Here is an 18094-nt window from a genome sequence, read left to right on the forward strand (position 1 = left end):
CGTATGCAGATTGAACAACTCATAACGGAGTTTGCCCCGACCATGCTCCTGGTAGAACATGACAGTGTTTTTCGAGATACTGTGGCAAGTAAAATTGTGAATATCTAAATTAAAATAATTGTATGGGTTAATTCCAGTTTTACAGAGACTCAAATTTCAGTTTGTCGAACTGAAAACAGAATGAACGGGACGCATTGGTTCACAAATAGCCAGTGCGCCCTCTTTTTATGCTCAACGCCCTTTGGCTGTTACATAGGTGGTGACATCATTGCAGTTCGTCACTTCTCAATGTACAATATGGTCAAAAGAAAGGGGTTGTTCCTATGAAGATGATATTGAAAGTATTGGCACTGCCGTTGTTGTTTATTGTAACGATTGCTTGTATCCTCGGTAATCTGATCACCAACATTTCCTCTTATGTGATCGCTCTGTTGCTCCTGGTGATTGCAGGTTGCTCCATCTACTGCATCGTAAAGGCACTGTGGACTTCCCTGGCTATCCTTGCCGGTATGGGATTGGCGGCAATCCTTATAATCTTCCTGTTGGTATGGGCGGTTGTAAAACTTGAAACTTTGGGGAATCATATCAAGGAATTTATTTGTTATTAAGATGGGAGAAACGGATGGACAGAGGATTTATGGAGCATTACTTTGATGTTACTTTTAATGATGCTATCGGAGAGATTGCCGGAAATGATGAACGGTATGCAGAACTGCAAAGCGTGGCAGATGAAGCTGTTCATACTTTGGCTGGTAGTGTGGGAGAATCGAATACAGCTCTTTGGGAACAATGCGAACACACCATAAACAGCCTGTATACCCTTCAGCTGCAACTGGTAAAACTGGCATATCTGCGTGGTGCGGAAGATCGGGAAAAGATGCTTAGATAATTTTGAGGAAGTCACCTATGGGTGGCTTTTTCTTTTGGAAAGGATGTGATGTGAGTGGCGGCAACAAGACTGATTGCGCTCCATGTAAACAAAGGAAAAACGGTTGCCCAGTGTCTGGCTGACCGCACCGATTATTCGCAAAATGCGTCAAAGACCAATGACGGTGAATTTATCAGTTCTTATGAGTGCGATCCCAAGACTGCTGATGAAGAATTTCTGCTTTCCAAACGGCAATATCAGCACATCACGGGCAGACAGCAGAAGAACAATATCATCGCTTATCAGATTCGCCAATCTTTTAAGCCCGGAGAAATAACACCGGAAGAAGCAAATCAGGTTGGCTATGAAACGGCAATGCGCTGGACGAAGGGCAAACACGCTTTCATTGTGGCAACCCACATCGACAAAGCCCATATACACAATCATATCATTTATAATTCCACTTCCGTTGATTGCTCCCGGAAGTTCAATAATTTCTTCCTTTCCGGGCTGGCGGTACAGAAGCTGAGTGACCGTGTTTGTGCGGAGCATGGACTTTCCATTATCACGCCGAAGCCCTACCGGGAGCGTCAGAAACGGACGGTTTTCCCGAAAAAGCGAACCCAGCGTGACGAGCTTTGCGAAGCTATCGACTCGGTACTCAAAGAGAAGCCCAAGAGTTTTGAGAATTTCGTTCAGGCTCTTGCTGATATGGGATTCGAATATAAGAATGGAAAGCAGCCAGCGTTTCGGGGAAAGGAACAGAAGCGGTTTATTCGTCTGCGTTCTCTTGGTGAGGGGTACAGTGAAGAAGAACTCCGTGCCGTTATCTCCGGGAAAAGCCTGCACAAGTCTAAGGGTGGTTTCCGGCAGGCACCTGAACAGAAGCAGTTCCATCTTCTCATTAATATTCAGTCTAAGATGGCGGAAGGAAAATCGGCTGGGTATGAACGCTGGGCAAAGAAATACAACCGTAAAGAAGCTGCCAGGACAGTCTGCCTTCTGAAAGAAAAAGGCGTGGACAGCTATGAGGACTTGGTCGCTCTCACAGACAAGCTGACCATTCGCTTTTCGGAGCTTTCGGATTCGATCAAAGCTGCTGAAAAGAGAATGGTTGAGATTGGGGCATTGCAGACCCACATCAACAATTACTCCAAGACCAGAAAGACCTACGAAGCGTATCGCAAGTCTGGGTACAGTAAAAAGTTCTTTGAAGAACATCGTGACGAGCTGATGCTGCATAAAGCGGCAAAGCAAGCCTTTGACCAGCTGGATGGAAAAAAGGTTCCTTCCCGTCAGGCTCTGCATGAGGAGTTTAACCGGTTATTGGTTGAGAAAAAACAAGCCTATGCGGAATATCGTCAGGTGAAGAAAGAGATGCAGGAATATCTGATTGCCAAGCAGACTGTTGAGACTATCCTGAGTATCGACAAGAAGAAGGAACAGGAAAAAGAAGAAAAGAAGCCCCTGCGTTAATTAAAAATGCCACGGTTTATGCTCTAAAAAGGGCATAGACCGTGGCTTTCTTTTTATGAGTTTGAAGTAAAGGAGAATTTATTGACTTCTCCAGGACGGTATTCCGGACAAGATCTGATGAATTTCGCAAGCTGCTTCACAGTGCTATCAAAGTCTTTTTCTTTGATAATTCCGCTGTCAATCATGTCATAGCATTGGTGTTTTACACCACCAATGAATGCGAAGAATTCAACAGAGAAACTTTTGTCGCTGATATTTGCACGAACCTCTAACTTTTCAGCATTTGGCACAAGCTGCATCAGTTGACTAATAACATATTTTTCTAAATCCGTCATTTTCTCGCCTCCTATTCTGCATCAATGTACACTTTAGTTCGATGGTTTGTACCATTTTCGTCAGTGTATGTAATATTTACGGTCGTTTCGGTAAGTTCTCCGTTTTCGTTATATTCCTCTTTAATTGAGGATATTTCACCATTTGTGTCGTTGAGTTCTTCTTGAACAGCATCTTTTCCGTTCTCAGGAACCTCATCCTTCAAGCCACCATCAAGGTTGTTATCGAATTTGTAGACGGTTTTAACTTCGTCAGCAGTTACGGTTACGGTCATAGTGTCTGGTCGTTTAGAGTCACCAGAGTAGCTTATATCGGTAGTTACGGTAACGTCTTTGCCCTCATCCAAGGCAGCCTTAATATCGTTTTCCATTCGCTTGTAGTCGCTTTGGTTTATCTTGGAATCCATTGCAACCATGTTGCCAGCACCACCATCACCATTAAGATCACGACCAACAATATGACCACCTTGGTCTGATGGACGACGATCTTCGCCACCCGCCTGAAGCTGGGCATTTACATCTCTTGGGTTCTCAGGACTCCTTTTGGGCGTAGCTTCACAACGAATGATTCTACCTTGCTCATCGGTTGTATAGGTATTACCATTCAATTCGTAGGTTGTATTTGGTTCAAGCTCTCCATCTTTCAAATATACAGTGCCATTATCATCTGTTTTGGTCACGTTTTCATAGGTTTTTGCATCAGGAAGTGTCACAACAGTACCATCATCAAGTGTCACTGATCGAGGATTGCTTTCTTCCAGCGGAGTTGTTTCCGAAATATCTTCCTTCATAGATACACTGTCTGGCGTTTCTGCTTTGAAAATATCTTCCAATTTGCTTTTAAGGTCATCCAGCGTTGGAACAGAGGGCTGGTCTCTTTGTTCCATCCGTTCCCCGGCTTCTGGCACTTTTATATCATCGGGTCTAAATGATTCTTGGAAACTACCAATCATTTTACCATGCCCTCCTTTCGTCCCATTTCAATCAAATAATTAAGAAGATTCTTAGTCAAAGCACTTTCTGTAATGTGGGCATTCCAGTATGTGACTAAGTACAGAATGAGCTGGCTACACTGTTCCGGGAGTGGAGCAATAGATGGTGTAAGATGTTCAATGATAAAACGCTTCTGTTGTTCAAAATCATATTTGGTTTTTGCCAGTGTAGAAAATGCGGTTTCAGCAGAGAATAGCTCATAAGCAATCGCAGCAGCCAAGTCAAACTTTTTAGAGTTCGGTGCCGATGCGTAGTCAAACAGTCTGCATTTTGCCGCAACAGGAATGTTTGAAACAATGAGTTCTTCATCAACGGTATCAATCAAATGCATTAAATCTTTCGCAATCAGGCGACTAATAATCTCACCTTTGATGTCACGATACTCTGCGGTTTCTTTTGTTTCAAACTTATATTCTGGGTCATCACTGGAATACATTTTAACCTTACACAAAACGGATTCGATCCAGTCATTTTGATAAATGGCTGCAACACCCTTGTTGAGCTTAGAAAGTTCAACAATTTGTTCATCTTTCAAACCAGCAGCTCGACCAACAAGTTCACGATCAGAGTATTCAGGCAGACGCATGATGATTTTTGTGTTTGTATTACGAATAACCGCCATATCCAGCATACCCGGCGCTTGATCCGCAATGATAAAGCCCTCTCCATAAGTTCTCATTTCTGCGATTGCGTTAGTAAGCATTTCAACAGACTTTCCTAACAAGTTTGACCCTTCGGTAGACTGTTCGGTAGATGTCCTCTTTAAAAGGTTGTGGGCTTCTTCAAGAACTGTAACATGGTTGAGGGCTACATTCATGCCATCACAGGTTGCAATTCTGTGTTCCTGGAGCTTCATAACCAGTAATCCCATTATCAGCGATTTTGTTTCAGAAGAACCAACTCGGCTCAAATCTATAATGACATTTTTATCGAACAATTCCTCTGCAGGGATTTCGTCGGTAGTGAAAACAAGCCCGTTAATTCCGTTTGTCAGAGAACGAAGTCGGGTGCTTAATGCTCCCTTATAGTCGCCCTTATTGTCACTTGAATACTGAGACATATCCATAACTTCATCAATTTGCTGAAGGACATCAATGAAATTTGGGAAGAGTCTCTCATTATATTTGTTTTTGGATTTGCGTAAGTCCCATCCGGCATTGATATAGGAACGCTCAATAGCGTCCTTTAAGATGGCGGGCATAGCTGCGTACATTGGCCAGCATACATTAAATATCTCAACGAGCCTGTCCAAATGTTCGTAGATATGAACTTCTTTTGGAAAACTGAATGGGTTAATTCTTAGAAGTTCTGTAAGTAGCGGATTAGTTCCATACACAGAGACATCACTTCGTCCACCGAATACATTTTTGTATTCGCCTTTAGCCGGTTCGATGACTAAGAACCGAACCCCGTTTTTAAGAAGTTCGGACAGAATTTGGTAAACAGTATTGCTTTTACCTGAACCGGTTGACCCTGTTATAAAGGTGTGCATAGAAAGGCTTTCCAGATCCAGCTCCACCTTTGTATCGGTATCTTTTCCAAAGTGGCTAACAACACCTAACTCTATATTTTTTTCCTCGTCCTCCGCATGGTTGTTGGAAAGCACTTCCTGGGCAAATAAAGCGTGTTCGATAACCGGAAGTCCTTTTACGGATTTTCTCGGCAAGCCGAGCTGGATGGCAAGCTCGTTTGTGCTTGCCAGTGCCGTTGCATCTACAAAAGTTTGACGATTTACGACACTATCCGCAAATTCGTAGAGGAAAACAGGGTGCATGAAATTTACTACATACTTGGAAATGCCCTTAACTCGTTCTTCATCTGTCCAGGTATTAACAGCGGCAATTTCCAGACCGCTTTGATTACCGGAAATGAGGGAACGATACATACTTGCAGCTGTTTCCGCTTCAGCCGCACTTTCACCAAGAAAATATGCGGCAAAGTCCCACATACCAATGCTTTCACATTCATCAAGTCGTTCAAGTTGTTTTTCAAGTCGCTCAAGTGTGTTTATCAAAGATTTGTTTTGTACATTGAGGGTAACAGCCTGAGAATTTCCAAAAGTATCTGTAAGAGCCTTGGTGTGTGCGTAATTAGTGGATATGCTATGACCTTCATTTTCGCTGTACTGTGTCCCAGACCCAATAGATCGAGTTTTGGTAGAGCTTTCGTTTTCGCCTACGGTATCTCCGATGGACTTAGAGGAATTAATTCCAAAAGTCAGATTCTGCGAAATAGAATCAGAGATTGAATCAGTATGGGAAGTTCCGTGTGTTTTACCACGGGAAACACTGGATGTAACGCCAGCATTGGCCTTAATAGGACCGACGTCACCGCCAACACCTGCATACGTTCCTACTGTTTTTGTTGTGGTTTCAGAATCAGATGTGCCTTCTGTTGTTCCAGTAGTATGGCTCTTTCCGAGTCCAACAGATGTGCTATTTCCTTCGGTGTCTGTTGTTGTATGGGCTAAATTTGTGCCATGAGTTTTTGCATCGGATTCACTCAGGTTTGTGCTTGTGCCTGTCGTGATTCCGGCAGAATCTGTGTTAGTTTCCCCTTGAGTATCGCTGTCAGATGTGCTGGAACTTTTGTTCAAGGCATAGTTGTACTGCATATTTGCGAAAGGGGACATGAGCGTATAAATACGCTCATATTCCTTTCTTGTATTTACTAAGTCGTGATGTTCAAGGTTATTAGCAATGCAGATGGCGGTAAACGCTTTGCCTTGCATACTGTAAATGAACTTTTCAAGACCCTGGATAAAGTTCTTATTCTCGAAAGAGTCCTTGTCTTGCTTATAGTCCGCAATACAAGTGACACTTGAAATGGCCCCAATATCCAGTTTGTCGAGATCTGCCCTCATATCCTCGTTAAAGTAATCGTCAGTTTTGCTCCCAGGAAATAATCCTAAAAGGCTTTGTTCAAGCAACTGACGCATTGTACCACCGGAGAAGCGGCTATCTCTGGAACGAACTCCGAGATAGAAGTCGTTCGTCTGACCGTCGCTCTGAATCATCAGCACCAATGTACAAGGTTTGTTAGAAAGAGCGTTGAAGATGGTAGCCAGTTTATGAACAGAAAACTCATCTTCCTGATATACAAGTTCTGAAATACGGAAGAATTGAATTTGCTCAAGGGCAGAAATAGTTGCATCATCTATCGGTACAACAGAACAGTTTTGGAGTGAAGGTACATAATTCTTCATTACTTCGTTATCAACGATAGAAAGGCAGTTTTGCAAATTGTTTTGCAGCGTAATGAAATTAAAGTCTCTTGGAGACTCTGCATAAATAGCAGCGGGTCTGGCAGATTCAACTATTTCTGCCCTCTCTGCCTGTAAAGGCTCTGCTTTGGATTGTAGAGTCTCGTTTTTCCACTTTGCCAATTCAACATTCACCTTCCTTTCTTTTCGTACTTCTCAAATGCGAAATACAGTCTTTCGGTTTCTACTGTTTGATAATCACCATAGAACGCTCTGGAATAAAGCATATATCCACGAAGGTATCCCTGAGAAATTAGTGCGTAAACATCATAGGTTTTATCGCAGAATGCAGTTGGAGTTCCAAGTCTTCTCTTTGGTGATAAAAGTCGAAGCCGTCCAAGCTCAGGATCACCGTTTCTTACACGCTTAAAAACAACAATTTCAATGACCTCATTCGTAACAGGGTCAAATCTATATCGGTACAGCTTTTCGAGCGTAGATGATACATTGAAAATAAATTGTTCGGTTTGAAAAATCTGGTGTAGCGTGTTACCTTTAACTAATGATAAAGCATCTGTTTTTCTGTCTACAGGAGCGGACTTGACTAAATTACCTCTTCGATTTACTTGCGGCGAAGCGGGATTATCGTTCCCTGTTCTGCGGGATTGCGTTATTTCAGGAGCAGGATAAGAACGACTGCCACCGTAACCGCCGCCACTGCAATCCCTATCGCTTTTTTTGAGAATCCATCTCCAGTCTGAGACTGTGTCTGTGTCTGCATACGACGCTGCTGTTCCATTCTGGCTGCTCGTTCTCTGGCTTCACGCTCTTGATGAGCTTTGTTTTCCGCTTCCAACTTGCGCCGCTCTTCTTCAAGTTGCCGTGCCTGAAGTTCTGCTTTAGAAATAGACGGTTCCTTCGGTGTTACATCAGGCTTAGGAGTGATATTCGCAACTTTCTCTGTTTGAACAGGCTCAGCCTTTGGAGCAACGCTCTGCTGAATCGTGTTGTTGGCGGCACGCTCTGCAAGGATTCTTTGAACTTTATCAGCCAGAAAGACCTGTGCCACATCACGCATATGAGACATTCTCTTGTCAGAGAAATTTTTGATGAGATCCATTTTAAGGCTTGTCCAGTATTCTTCGGTCCAGTTAGCCTTGTTCTCGCTGAAAGGAGTCAGTTCAACATGAGGTTCAAGCAAGCCGGGTATGGACTTGCAGTAGTTGTATTCCTCCTCATATCGAACAAAGGTAGGATCGACATCAAGAGAGTCAACGAAAATGTACTTTAATGATTTTATATCACCGGAATCGGCGAATTTTTTGATTTCCGTATTCATTTTGCCCTCACTTTCTTTACATATCCAGGATAGAGTTGATCTCGTTCATGTTGGTTTCAATCCATTCGAGGATGTCCTTATTCTTCTGGAGAGTCTCTCGCTTTTCGGATTCGTCAGTAGCACACTTTTCAAGTTCTGCATACTTGGAAGCAATAATCTCATCCAGTTCAGTGAAGATGCGAGAGAATTGCGCCTTCATTGCTTCAACCTGCTCCTCAGCAAATCCCAATGCGCTTTCTGTTCCTTCGTCCAGATTGCGGCGCATCTTGGCGATAAGTGCCTGCTGAATCAATGCGGTAGAAACGCTGAATTTTTCAATATGCTCAGTTTTTTCCTCAAATACATCTCTCATGATCGTCTTGTATTCGAGGACTGTCTTATATACATCTTCATCCTTGTAGTCATCGACGGTTTCATAAACATCTTCCTCTTCATAACCACCGCCGAAAATTCTGGCAATTTTTGCAAAGAAGCCAGATTTCTTTACTCGTCTTGTACCAACCTTCTCTCTGTGCGAGCCAACTTTGACCTTTCGAGTTCCAACTTTTTCCTCATGAGAGCCAACAACAATTTCTTCTTCTTCCTGACCAACCTTTTCGTAATAGGTTCTTTCCTCGTAAGTGGTTTCACCAATATCTTCAACGGTTTCAGATGCGAAGTCATCGGTTGTCCAGCTTTCGGCAGTCTCACGCATTGTGTTCAAAGCGCCCTTGATGAGGTCGAGTGTCTGGAAATCAAGCTGCTCATCGTTGGAGGATTCATCAAATTTGGAGACTTTCTCCTGATACTCCATAAGCAACCGTTCGCCGGTGCTGACAATTTCACGATTGATTACGCTTTCCAGTTCGGAAGTCAGTTCTGCCATTGCATCAGAGCTGAAAGTGCTGAACTGATTAACAAGCCGCTTTGCTTCGTCACGGCTGGTCAAAGTCTCGCCATAAGGTCTGAAAATCTTATTAGATTTGGTTGTAGCATTCTGCTTCAGCTGCTCAGCCTTTTCAGTGATGATAGGCATAGGATCAAGATCGGCGATTTTCTGCTTAAAGACTTCAGCTTCCTCGCCATCAGCAATTTTCTGTCTTACTGCCGCTGCTCGTTCAGCACAAGCCTTAGCAGCCTTTTCATCGGTGGCAACACGTGTTTTAGCCTTGACAAGAACTTCGCTGCTTTCAAGAACTTCCTGGAAAGATTCAACCAGGTCTTTAATCTTTTTGGTTTTGGCGTATTTCTTAACATAGGCAGTAATAGCAGCTTCAATGGAATAGATACCGGAATGAATCAATGCCTGCTCCTTGGTATCACCGGATTCAATCGCCCGACTCAAACGGAAATTCAGTTCCTGCTGGGCGCTCGGAGAGAGTGTGGAGTATTTTTCAAGGTGCATAGACTCAAATTCCAAGAATTTGTCGATCATAAGGAGCGTATCTCTTGCAGAGATTGGAAGCTGGCGTTCCTGCGCTCTTGTTAGATTGTCGATATCAATTCCGGCAAGATCGGTTTTGATATTCAAAGCCGTGAACGCAGAACAAGGGAACAACTGGGGATCGTCAATGCCATAAGAAGCAAGGTATCTCTTGGCGGAGAGAATAGCTTTTTCAATGCTTTCCTCCTGAGGATTGAACTGATCCATCTTGTTGATAACAAACAAGAATCTATCTCGAACCTGTTTGCCGCCTTTTTTAATTTGATCTGCGACATAGTGGAGCAGAGCGGCATCATCATTGGTACTCAGCTGAGTTCCGTTCAAGACATACAAAATGAGATTATTGGAGTCATTGTTAATTGCTCTGTATGTGGTGTTCTTATGGGCCTGATTCTGAGAGTTGTTGGGACCCGGAGTGTCAACAAGCATAAGAGCGGTACTCTTAGAATCAAGGAAAGGAATATCACCTTCGGTCGAGATACGATGAACATTCGGGTTGTCATTGAGTTCGTTCATAATTTCGTAAGTCAGATGAGGGACTTCCTGAAGAACAACATCATCTTCATCATAAACAACCGCTGCAAAAGTAGGATCATCAGCGTCAAGAATTTCTGTGATAGTAGCAGTACACGCTTCGTTCTTGGAAGGCATGAGCTTTTTTCCAAGCAACGCATTGATAAGCGTAGATTTACCGGAACTCATCGTGGCGATGACATTTACGGGGAAGATGGCGTTGTTTGTGTTTTCAAAAGCCTTAGTTAATTTGGCATCTCTAAAGTCATCAAGAGGACCTTCCTGCAAATCCTGAAAAACTTTTACGATTTTCTCGTTAATGTCTTCATCGCTCTTTCCTGCGATGTATTTCATGTTGGAGACTTTGATAATGCCTTCCTTCTGTGCCTGTTCAAAAGCATCTTCAAAATCGTCCCAGTCTAATGCCATGCCGCAATATTCCAGAGAAAAATCCAAAGTATTCAGTTCCTCACGAAGCATTTTAGGAAACTTGCCAATCCACTCCTGAAGACGTTTTCCTTTTGTGACTTTGTAGAGGATGCTGTCAGTGGAAACATCTCTACCATTTACTTTTACTGTTGTTTCAAGTCGGTACGGATTGTACTTAACATATACCTGTGCCATTTGCGTTCCCTCCATCGTATAGATTTGCAATTATTTTTTCAAAATGTGCGAACCCGCAATTTACAAACAGTGCATCTACTTCATTGGTCGTTGAAATATGCGGACAGCCGAGTTTTTCTTCGTAATAGTCAGCCAAACTTTGTGTTTCAAACTTGTCCATGTAGTTTTCCATCTCTCTACGCTCAATTCTACTAAATTCTTCCGTTTTACTCTTTTTGACCAAGTAAGCAGCACGAGAAGAAACCGGACAGATTACTGGATTTTTGAATCCTTTAGACACAAGAAATTTTCTTTGGTTTTCAATAGAATCAAGGTAGTTATCATCCTCAGAAATCAGCTGGTCAACCTTGTTCATAACGAAGATTATCTTAGTTCGTCCAAGTCTCTGCTTGACAACTTCGAGATGATGTTCCTCGTCAGTGGTGCCAAGTTGTGTAGAGTTAAGAACATAAATCATCAGGTGGTATTTTCGAGATTTAATCATTCGTTGACTAATTTCGGTATGCTCTACATTTTCGCTTGAATTTACCCCTGGAGAATCGAACAGAATAATTCGTTTGCCACCAAGTTCTCCATTGAAGAATGTGCCAACGGTTATTTTGTAAGATTTATTATCCTCGTTATCACTTAACAGATCTTCCTTTGATGCGTCCATAGAAAGATCATGATCATATTCACTCGATACACCATCTTCGATAGGTTTTGAAATGATGGTGTGTATTTTACTGGTGCAAGCCATATTTTGCATTAGGCTGATGTTTTTGCCTACCAGCGAGTTAATGAGTGTTGATTTGCCAGCACTCATTGTTGCTGTAATCAAAATGTTGTACGGTCTTGCGTTAATAAAGCTGGTGTTTTTCTTGACAAGTTTCAAATAGCGTTTGAATCCTTTGGTCAAATTGCTTTTAAGTACATCTTCCCAAGCCGATGGGCTGCCGAGTGCAGCTTCAAACTCTAAAGCAAAGAATGCTGCATGTTCTTTTGGCAAGTCAAAGTCTGAAATAATTCTGTCGATTATTGTTTTAACCTTTTCTGATTTGACGACTTTTGAGTGAAATCCAAGCATTACCGCCAGATCGTAAGGTAGCAAGTAGCAAAAGCGAGGATCAAACGAAATGTCCATATTATATACAGGCACTTCTTGCTCATCACATAAAGCACCTTTGTAAAACTTAATCTGTGCTTTTGTGTATTTCCTTTTATCCCATCTTACAACCCGAATCAATCTTCTGAGATACATGAAGTATTGAGTTCGTATGTCAGTAGTTTCTTTTAAGATAGGGTTAAAGGTAATGATCTGTGTGCTTGCAAAAATGTCTTGTTGATTCACATCTTATACCTTTTCCATTTGCCACAACTGCATTTATTTGAACTGTTTCGCCAGCTCATTCAGTGATGCTTTTGAAATCTCTAAAATAGCATTTTCCCGATATTTTGCAAAAATGATATATCCATCATCGGAAAGATACACAAATGCAGATTTTCCTCCACCCATTTCAGCATGAGGCTTTCCGTAAGCTCTAATTAGCTTATCTACCGTATCAGGCTGCTTTGGCTCGGTTGTATTATTTGAAACAAGGTGTATCCCGGTTGACCAAAGATGTTTCAAATCTGAATTGAAGAAGCAAACCGCTTTAAGTAAAGAATGAAGCTGATTGCTGTTTCGTTCTTCTTGGAAATACAGAACCATCCAAAGGTCGTTTTTGTTGTAAACAACAAATGACTGGAGAGAGAAAGCCGGAGTTCCTAATTGTGAAACCACGATGCGTTTTTCTGTATTAAGTAACATTTGAAATTTTTCATACATTGCTTTGTCCTCAGCCACTATAAACACCTCCTTACTTGTCCTTGATTACATAGAAGCCAATGAAGCGAGAGTACATTCCTCGATTACATTTAGAAGGATCTTTGATTGTATTACCGGATTCGTCAAATATTGTTGGGTTAGTAGTTCCTGGCTTGTGTGACCAATAGCCGTTTTTGCCTTTTACATAAAAGTGGAAGTCAGAACCGAAGCCAGGAATACGAGGAGATGTTACAAGAGCAAACATTCTCTCATTCTTTTGCGGCTGATAAGATGCAGAATCAACTTCAACCATCTTTTTCCCCAAAGCATCAAAATCCATTTTCATGTATTTCTCGAAAACAGCTTTAACTTCCTTGTCGGAGCCATACTCCATAATCGTCCCTAATTCTTCGGAGGTGTCCAGACCGGCAAAGTGACCAGGAGACGGTTTTTGCTTATAAGCTGTCCCGTTTAGTTCTTTAGGCATTCCATAGGCATACGCCATGCAATTTGGCCCCGCCCTTTTGCTGGATGAGTATAAGCTCTCATCAGTAAATTCATCAAAGGCTTCAAAAAAATCGAGGTTGTTTGAGCCGATGATTGGAGATTCACTGCGATATCTGAGGAACATATCTTTCGGATCAAAACCAAATTCGGCAAATAGGTCTCGATGTTTGCCAACATCGTTCCGAATAGTTGACGAGAGAAAATGTTCTTCTGTATAGCCAAAGGGAGCAAATATTTCTTCTTGTGATTTTATTTCAGTCCCTGTGAAGGAAACTTCTACAGAAGTCCCGTCGGCCAGAGAGATATGCTCCTTGGATTGTCCTGTGTAGTCCGGTTCCGATGTAGAAAAGAGTTGCTCAAGGCTGTCTTTCAATGTATCTAAACTGGGAGAATCATTTTTGCCTTTGTCCGGCATCTCTGGTACTACTTCGCATAAACCGATTGTTTCAAATTTTTGATTCATGCCAAGCTCCTCATTGAGTATATTTCTACAAATTATAGTTTGCGTTCATTTTTGTGATTTCAATTTTCATTTCTTCAACGAAATCTTCAGGTGCCGTTACTTTAACACGGCGACCTTGACTTAGAAGCCACATCTTAATACCATCTCCGTAAACTTCAGCTTCAATGGTATAAGTTCTGCCGTTTCGTTCAATGACTTTGGCAGTAGGGAGTTTATCAAGAACTGCTTGGATGGCAGAACCAGTAAATTCAAATTGAATGGTTCTCAGTTTACCAGGCCACATGAATAAACTTCGCTGTCGAAGGAGTCCCTCATCAAATTCGGGAGCTTCATTACAAGTGAATTTCTTTCTGTGTTCAGTTATGTACTTAATCCTGTCTACACGGAAGTATAATGGCTTATCAGGATCACCTTCTGTGTTAAAGGCTATCAGATAAAAGAAATTGTCAGTGAACATCACAGAAGCCGGGCGTATGCGATGCGTTTTCCATGCTCGGTCTGCACGATAATATTCAATCGTTATTTCCTTTTTTTCTGTGATGCAGTTTACAAGTTTCCAAAGCGTTTCCTGGACGCTAACACAGTCATGTTTGATTTCAGTGTAGTGGTACAGTTCTTTACGGATTAAATCATTTAGCATCGGACGATCTTTTGCGGTTGTAAAACTTTTGAGTTTGTTAGTCAGTGTTAAAAGTTCTTCTTTAGAAAAGGCTCTTGAACCAATCATTACTTCAAGCAAGGCGAACAATTCCTGATTGGTAAGAAATTCATCCATATATAGACGGTAGCATTTTGATTGACTGGAGTAGAGTAACTCTGTGTTTCCTACTAACTGCCTATGATCTGCAAGGAAAGCCTTTAGATCGTTAATATCTCGGCTGATACTTTTTGTTGAAACACCATATTCTTCTGCAAGCCTCTGAACGGATAAGTCTTCACCTCTAAGACCACGGAAAAAGACTTCTAATAATCTATCATGCTTTGTGCTTTCCATAACAACCTCCATTCTTGGTCTGCTGGATTCCCCTGTTTTTGAAATCATTATATAAAAAGTGGTGGACAGATGTATGTCTCAGCAAACCATAACAGAGGATCATTTTTCGGGTTCTTCTTGTTCAATAACAGTATCGTCGGGTACAAAATCCATCATATCTCCGGCATTGCAATTCATAACCTCGGCAATCTTCAGAAGTGCAGAAAGATTTACCTCCTGATTTCGCCTTAGTTTTGTAAATGTGGCAGAGGATAGTCCAGTCCGCTTGCGAAGTTCGGCTTTTCCGATTTCTCGTTCCACACACAAATACCACAGTTTTTTATAGCTAACTTTCAAAATGTATCCTCCTTTTCATCTTATTGTGTCTATTATAATCCTCTGGCGTTGAAAACTCAATAAGTTAGTCGGGAAATAGGCTACTTTGATGAAAAAAAGATTGTCTTGTTGTAAAAACAAGAAAATCCAGATTTTCTATTTGAGTAAAAGCCAAAGATTATACACCAGTTATGGAGAATAACCTTTGGCTCTGGCTTATTCGACAAGTTCAGCACTTTCTGCCATTTTGATAATCTCAGAATCATCAATTTTGCTTGGAGTGTATTCCAGAACATAAGTGACTTCCGGAGAATAAGTCCAACAGAGAAATGCCGTGTCATCTTTCTTGTAAAGAGCGCCCGGCCAGTACTGAATCATCATTTCCTCACAGCTGTCCATACTGTCAACCGGGAAAAGCACACCCAGGGCTTCCGTATGTAATCCGGTGATTTCTTTCGGGTCTCCTTCGTAAAATGTGGTTTTCAGGATACGGTAGTAGATATTGTTATCCTTGTCGTTTTGGTCTCCGTAGGTCAGAGTGGCTGCGAGTTCTGTTTTGGAAACCTTCTTTACATCTTCTCCAAGAACTTCTTCTGCGCTCTTTTCAAAACGGTTAGCAAATTCATCGAAGTTCATTTCCTTTTTCTGATGTGAAGTCACCACAATTATGATTCCAACCGCCACAACAATAATGACAGCAAATAGGATGGCTATTCGTTTCTTTTTATTCATGTTCTTCCTTTCCGTGTAAATAATGAGAAAGTCAACGAGGTACATCTGGCAGATTCATGATCTTTGCACCTGCCTTTTTTGCATATTGCATGGTCTGATAAGCTCCGCCAGAATCGTGTTCGACACAGAAAATAACCAAATCCGAACGGTCAACCATGGACCGATTCCTGACTTGATGGGCGGACTTGAAATGCTTTTCTGCGGATTCGAGACAGATTTCAATTTCATCATAATACTCATGAAATGACTGCTCATTGTTCCGGTATTCTGCCGTCATATACGGCAGTACCAGAACGAGAGAACTGTTGTCATCCCGGATCGTTCGCTTGCATCTGCGGATCGTTGATGAAACAAGCTGGTCAAATTCTCCGTCTCGCCCTACAAGGAACTCGACATATTCTTTGGTAAGAAGCAGTTCACGGATGATTGCTTCCAACTGCTGTTCAATCACAAACGGATCATCAACTTCTCTGTGTCCAAAGAAGCTGACAGCGAATAAATTCATAAAAATCTCTCCTTTGGAGATACTTCATACTGGTATCGCTAATCAAAACACGATATTGGTAATTATATCACCAAAATAAGAAAGGATAAAGCAAAAATTCATTTTCTTGCTACCAACGCTGCCTTCCAATTCATACTACAATAATTGAGGAAGGAGGGACAGAAGTGGCCAACACGCAGTATGATGAATTTATTCGTATCAGAATTACTGAACTGAGAATAGCAAAGAATATTTCTGAACACAAGATGAGTTTGGATTTGGACAAGAGTGGCTCATACATTCGTGGTATAACCAGCGGAGCGGCCTTGCCGTCTCTCAGGGAACTGTTCAATATCATCTCGTATTTTGATATGACACCGGCAGAATTTTTCGCTCCACTGGACGATGCAAAAACCCCGTACCGTGAATTGTGCGAGAAGCTGAGAACCATGAATGAGGAGGATCTCGAAAAGGTCAGTACCTTTATTGGCTGGATCGAGAAGAAAGAATAATCAAATGGAATTAAGATTTTAACCTGGATGCCAAATGGCAGTCCAGGTTTTTTCTTTCTCAGGAAAACGTTCAGAATGAACGAGCAGCCGGTATCGCAGATATCGTTCAAAGGGGATTGGGGACGCTTGCCCCAACAAGCAAATTTGCGAAGATTGCACCGGAGGGAAAATCGAGAAAATGAGTGAACCTGTACAGGTTTACACTGCTTGCCAATTTGTGAACTTCAAAAGTTTCTTAAAATAATTGTTTCCCTCTGTCCAAAATTAGTACCCTCAATCGTTATTATAGTTAAACCATAAATAAGGAGAGGGTTCCAATGTTTTGTTAATATGGGTTCATAGATATTCCACACCATATGAATGAAAGGAGAACACGTTATGAAAAAGATTATTTGCTTGATGCTCGCCGTAATTATGGCTTTCTCCATGAGCGTTTCTGCGTTTGCGGCAGAAATTGATGCAAACGATGAAGTGTCGCTGATTGACAATTCCATTGAAGAAATTGATGCATTACTCATTGCCAGTTCCATGTTGAATGCTCCTGACATTGCAAATGATATTCTTGTATCGGGCGCAACTGAGAATGATGTGCTTCCGCTTTACAATGCATTTGGTGAGATCGTTGCCTATTACGTGTCTTTCGAGCCGACAGGCTATGCTGTTGTAAACAACAACATCGAAAATCCATCCGTGATTGAGTTTGGTGAGGGTGTAAATCAGCTTATTGATGACATTTTGAAAGTTGAAAGCAACCCACATATTATTTATAATAACCCCACAGAGGTTTACTCTGCCAATGTAAAAGCCAGAACTGTTAATGCAAGTTCTGACTTGTATGACTATTATCCTGTTTTGGAAGAAGCCAATTATGCCGCCGTTGCTCAATTGGCACAGCTTAGACAATTTGTTCAGTCTGATGCCAGTGTGTGTAGCGATGGTGATTACGGTTTTATTGATTGGGGAGATATGCCCTCCGGTACATATGATTGGGATATGGTTGCAAATGCAGCATCCACAGATTGGGCAACCACAGGTGAATTTAGTTCGATTGCAAAAAACCACTGTGGTGCCACTGCGGTTACAAATTTTGCATTGTACTTTGCAAATTGCGGTTATTCAAATCTGAAAATCAATTCTTCTGTCTATGATACATTTGTTGCTGTTCACAAGATTGTTGGCAATGGTCCGGTTATGACTATTGCCGATGAAGCAAAAGAATATTTCACTGATCGTGGTTATACGTTAAAGACTAGTTCTGTTGGTAGTTTCTCTGGTATTCAGACTGCAATCGGAAATGATCGTCCTTGTGGTATCCTATTAGCAAATGCTATTGTTGATTGGCATTGGGTGATTTGTGTAGGTTATCGAGCATATAATTCTGGCGGTAGTTATATGAGAGTTGTAGATGGTTGGAATGATACGACACTTAAATTCTATCTTTGCAATTCTGGTTCTACTTGGATTTCCGCAACACAGTATTGGGTGGCTTGACCGACCGAATATTTTACTGCTTAGAGATAAGGAATTATGA

Annotated in this window: 17 protein-coding genes; 5 read left to right on the forward strand and 12 right to left on the reverse strand. The window is 41.7% G+C overall.

Annotated features, from left to right (window positions below; all coding sequences use genetic code 11):
- Nucleotides 1–323 precede the first annotated feature (323 nt).
- From J9789_RS12305 to J9789_RS12315, 3 genes are read left to right on the forward strand one after another with little or no spacing between them, the layout of a single operon-like run.
- Complete coding sequence (locus J9789_RS12305) at nt 324–608, forward strand: hypothetical protein (RefSeq protein ID WP_209345859.1); 285 nt, start codon at nt 324–326, stop codon at nt 606–608.
- 14 nt (nt 609–622) lie between these two features.
- Entirely contained in the window at nt 623–889 is a 267-nt protein-coding gene (locus tag J9789_RS12310) for a hypothetical protein (RefSeq protein ID WP_209345861.1), read from the forward strand.
- Nucleotides 890–943: 54 nt separating this feature from the next.
- Entirely contained in the window at nt 944–2344 is a 1401-nt protein-coding gene (locus J9789_RS12315) for a relaxase/mobilization nuclease domain-containing protein (RefSeq protein ID WP_209345863.1), read from the forward strand.
- A gap of 53 nt (nt 2345–2397) precedes the next feature.
- Here J9789_RS12315 and J9789_RS12320 read toward each other — a convergent pair whose 3' ends face one another.
- The 12 genes from J9789_RS12320 to J9789_RS12375 all read right to left on the reverse strand — a co-directional run bounded on the left by J9789_RS12320 (nt 2398) and on the right by J9789_RS12375 (nt 16072).
- Complete coding sequence (locus tag J9789_RS12320; protein WP_209345865.1) at nt 2398–2679, reverse strand: hypothetical protein; 282 nt, start codon at nt 2677–2679, stop codon at nt 2398–2400.
- An 11-nt stretch (nt 2680–2690) separates the two neighbouring features.
- Nucleotides 2691–3629, reverse strand: a complete 939-nt coding sequence (locus J9789_RS12325; RefSeq protein ID WP_209345867.1) for a DNA/RNA non-specific endonuclease — start codon at nt 3627–3629, stop codon at nt 2691–2693.
- Nucleotides 3626–7054 carry a DUF87 domain-containing protein gene (locus J9789_RS17125; protein WP_245185267.1) on the reverse strand — a complete coding sequence of 1143 codons (3429 nt, stop codon included), beginning with the start codon at nt 7052–7054 and terminating at the stop codon, nt 3626–3628. Before J9789_RS17125 ends, J9789_RS12325 begins: the two co-directional genes overlap by 4 nt.
- A gap of 487 nt (nt 7055–7541) precedes the next feature.
- Nucleotides 7542–8210, reverse strand: coding sequence for a hypothetical protein (locus J9789_RS12335; RefSeq protein WP_209345869.1), 669 nt, complete (start codon nt 8208–8210; stop codon nt 7542–7544).
- A gap of 16 nt (nt 8211–8226) precedes the next feature.
- Nucleotides 8227–10770: a dynamin family protein gene (locus J9789_RS12340; RefSeq protein ID WP_209345871.1), complete on the reverse strand. Its 2544-nt coding sequence runs from the start codon at nt 10768–10770 to the stop codon at nt 8227–8229.
- Nucleotides 10751–12100 (reverse strand): dynamin family protein, encoded by a 1350-nt coding sequence (locus J9789_RS17130; RefSeq protein ID WP_209345873.1) that lies wholly within the window; start codon nt 12098–12100, stop codon nt 10751–10753. Before J9789_RS17130 ends, J9789_RS12340 begins: the two co-directional genes overlap by 20 nt.
- A 33-nt stretch (nt 12101–12133) precedes the next feature.
- Nucleotides 12134–12595, reverse strand: a complete 462-nt coding sequence (locus J9789_RS12350; RefSeq protein WP_209345875.1) for a hypothetical protein — start codon at nt 12593–12595, stop codon at nt 12134–12136.
- A gap of 13 nt (nt 12596–12608) precedes the next feature.
- Entirely contained in the window at nt 12609–13526 is a 918-nt protein-coding gene (locus J9789_RS12355; RefSeq protein WP_209345877.1) for a hypothetical protein, read from the reverse strand.
- Between the two features lie 25 nt (nt 13527–13551).
- Nucleotides 13552–14520 carry a WYL domain-containing transcriptional regulator gene (locus tag J9789_RS12360; protein ID WP_209345879.1) on the reverse strand — a complete coding sequence of 323 codons (969 nt, stop codon included), beginning with the start codon at nt 14518–14520 and terminating at the stop codon, nt 13552–13554.
- Between the two features lie 99 nt (nt 14521–14619).
- Nucleotides 14620–14856, reverse strand: coding sequence for a helix-turn-helix transcriptional regulator (locus J9789_RS12365; protein ID WP_209345881.1), 237 nt, complete (start codon nt 14854–14856; stop codon nt 14620–14622).
- A 195-nt stretch (nt 14857–15051) separates the two neighbouring features.
- A complete protein-coding gene (locus J9789_RS12370; RefSeq protein ID WP_209345883.1) occupies nt 15052–15567 on the reverse strand; it encodes a hypothetical protein in 516 nt (171 codons plus the stop codon).
- Nucleotides 15568–15598: 31 nt separating this feature from the next.
- Nucleotides 15599–16072, reverse strand: a complete 474-nt coding sequence (locus tag J9789_RS12375; protein ID WP_209345885.1) for a hypothetical protein — start codon at nt 16070–16072, stop codon at nt 15599–15601.
- A gap of 164 nt (nt 16073–16236) precedes the next feature.
- On the opposite strand from J9789_RS12375, the gene J9789_RS12380 reads away from it, so the two are divergent.
- On the forward strand, nt 16237–16563 hold the full coding sequence (locus tag J9789_RS12380) for a helix-turn-helix transcriptional regulator (RefSeq protein ID WP_118752289.1): 327 nt from the start codon (nt 16237–16239) through the stop codon (nt 16561–16563).
- 378 nt (nt 16564–16941) lie between these two features.
- On the forward strand, nt 16942–18054 hold the full coding sequence (locus J9789_RS12385; RefSeq protein WP_171332421.1) for a hypothetical protein: 1113 nt from the start codon (nt 16942–16944) through the stop codon (nt 18052–18054).
- Nucleotides 18055–18094 lie beyond the last annotated feature (40 nt).

The organism is Flavonifractor sp. AGMB03687, from assembly GCF_017811815.1.
In the GTDB taxonomy this organism is placed as follows: domain Bacteria; phylum Bacillota; class Clostridia; order Oscillospirales; family Oscillospiraceae; genus Flavonifractor.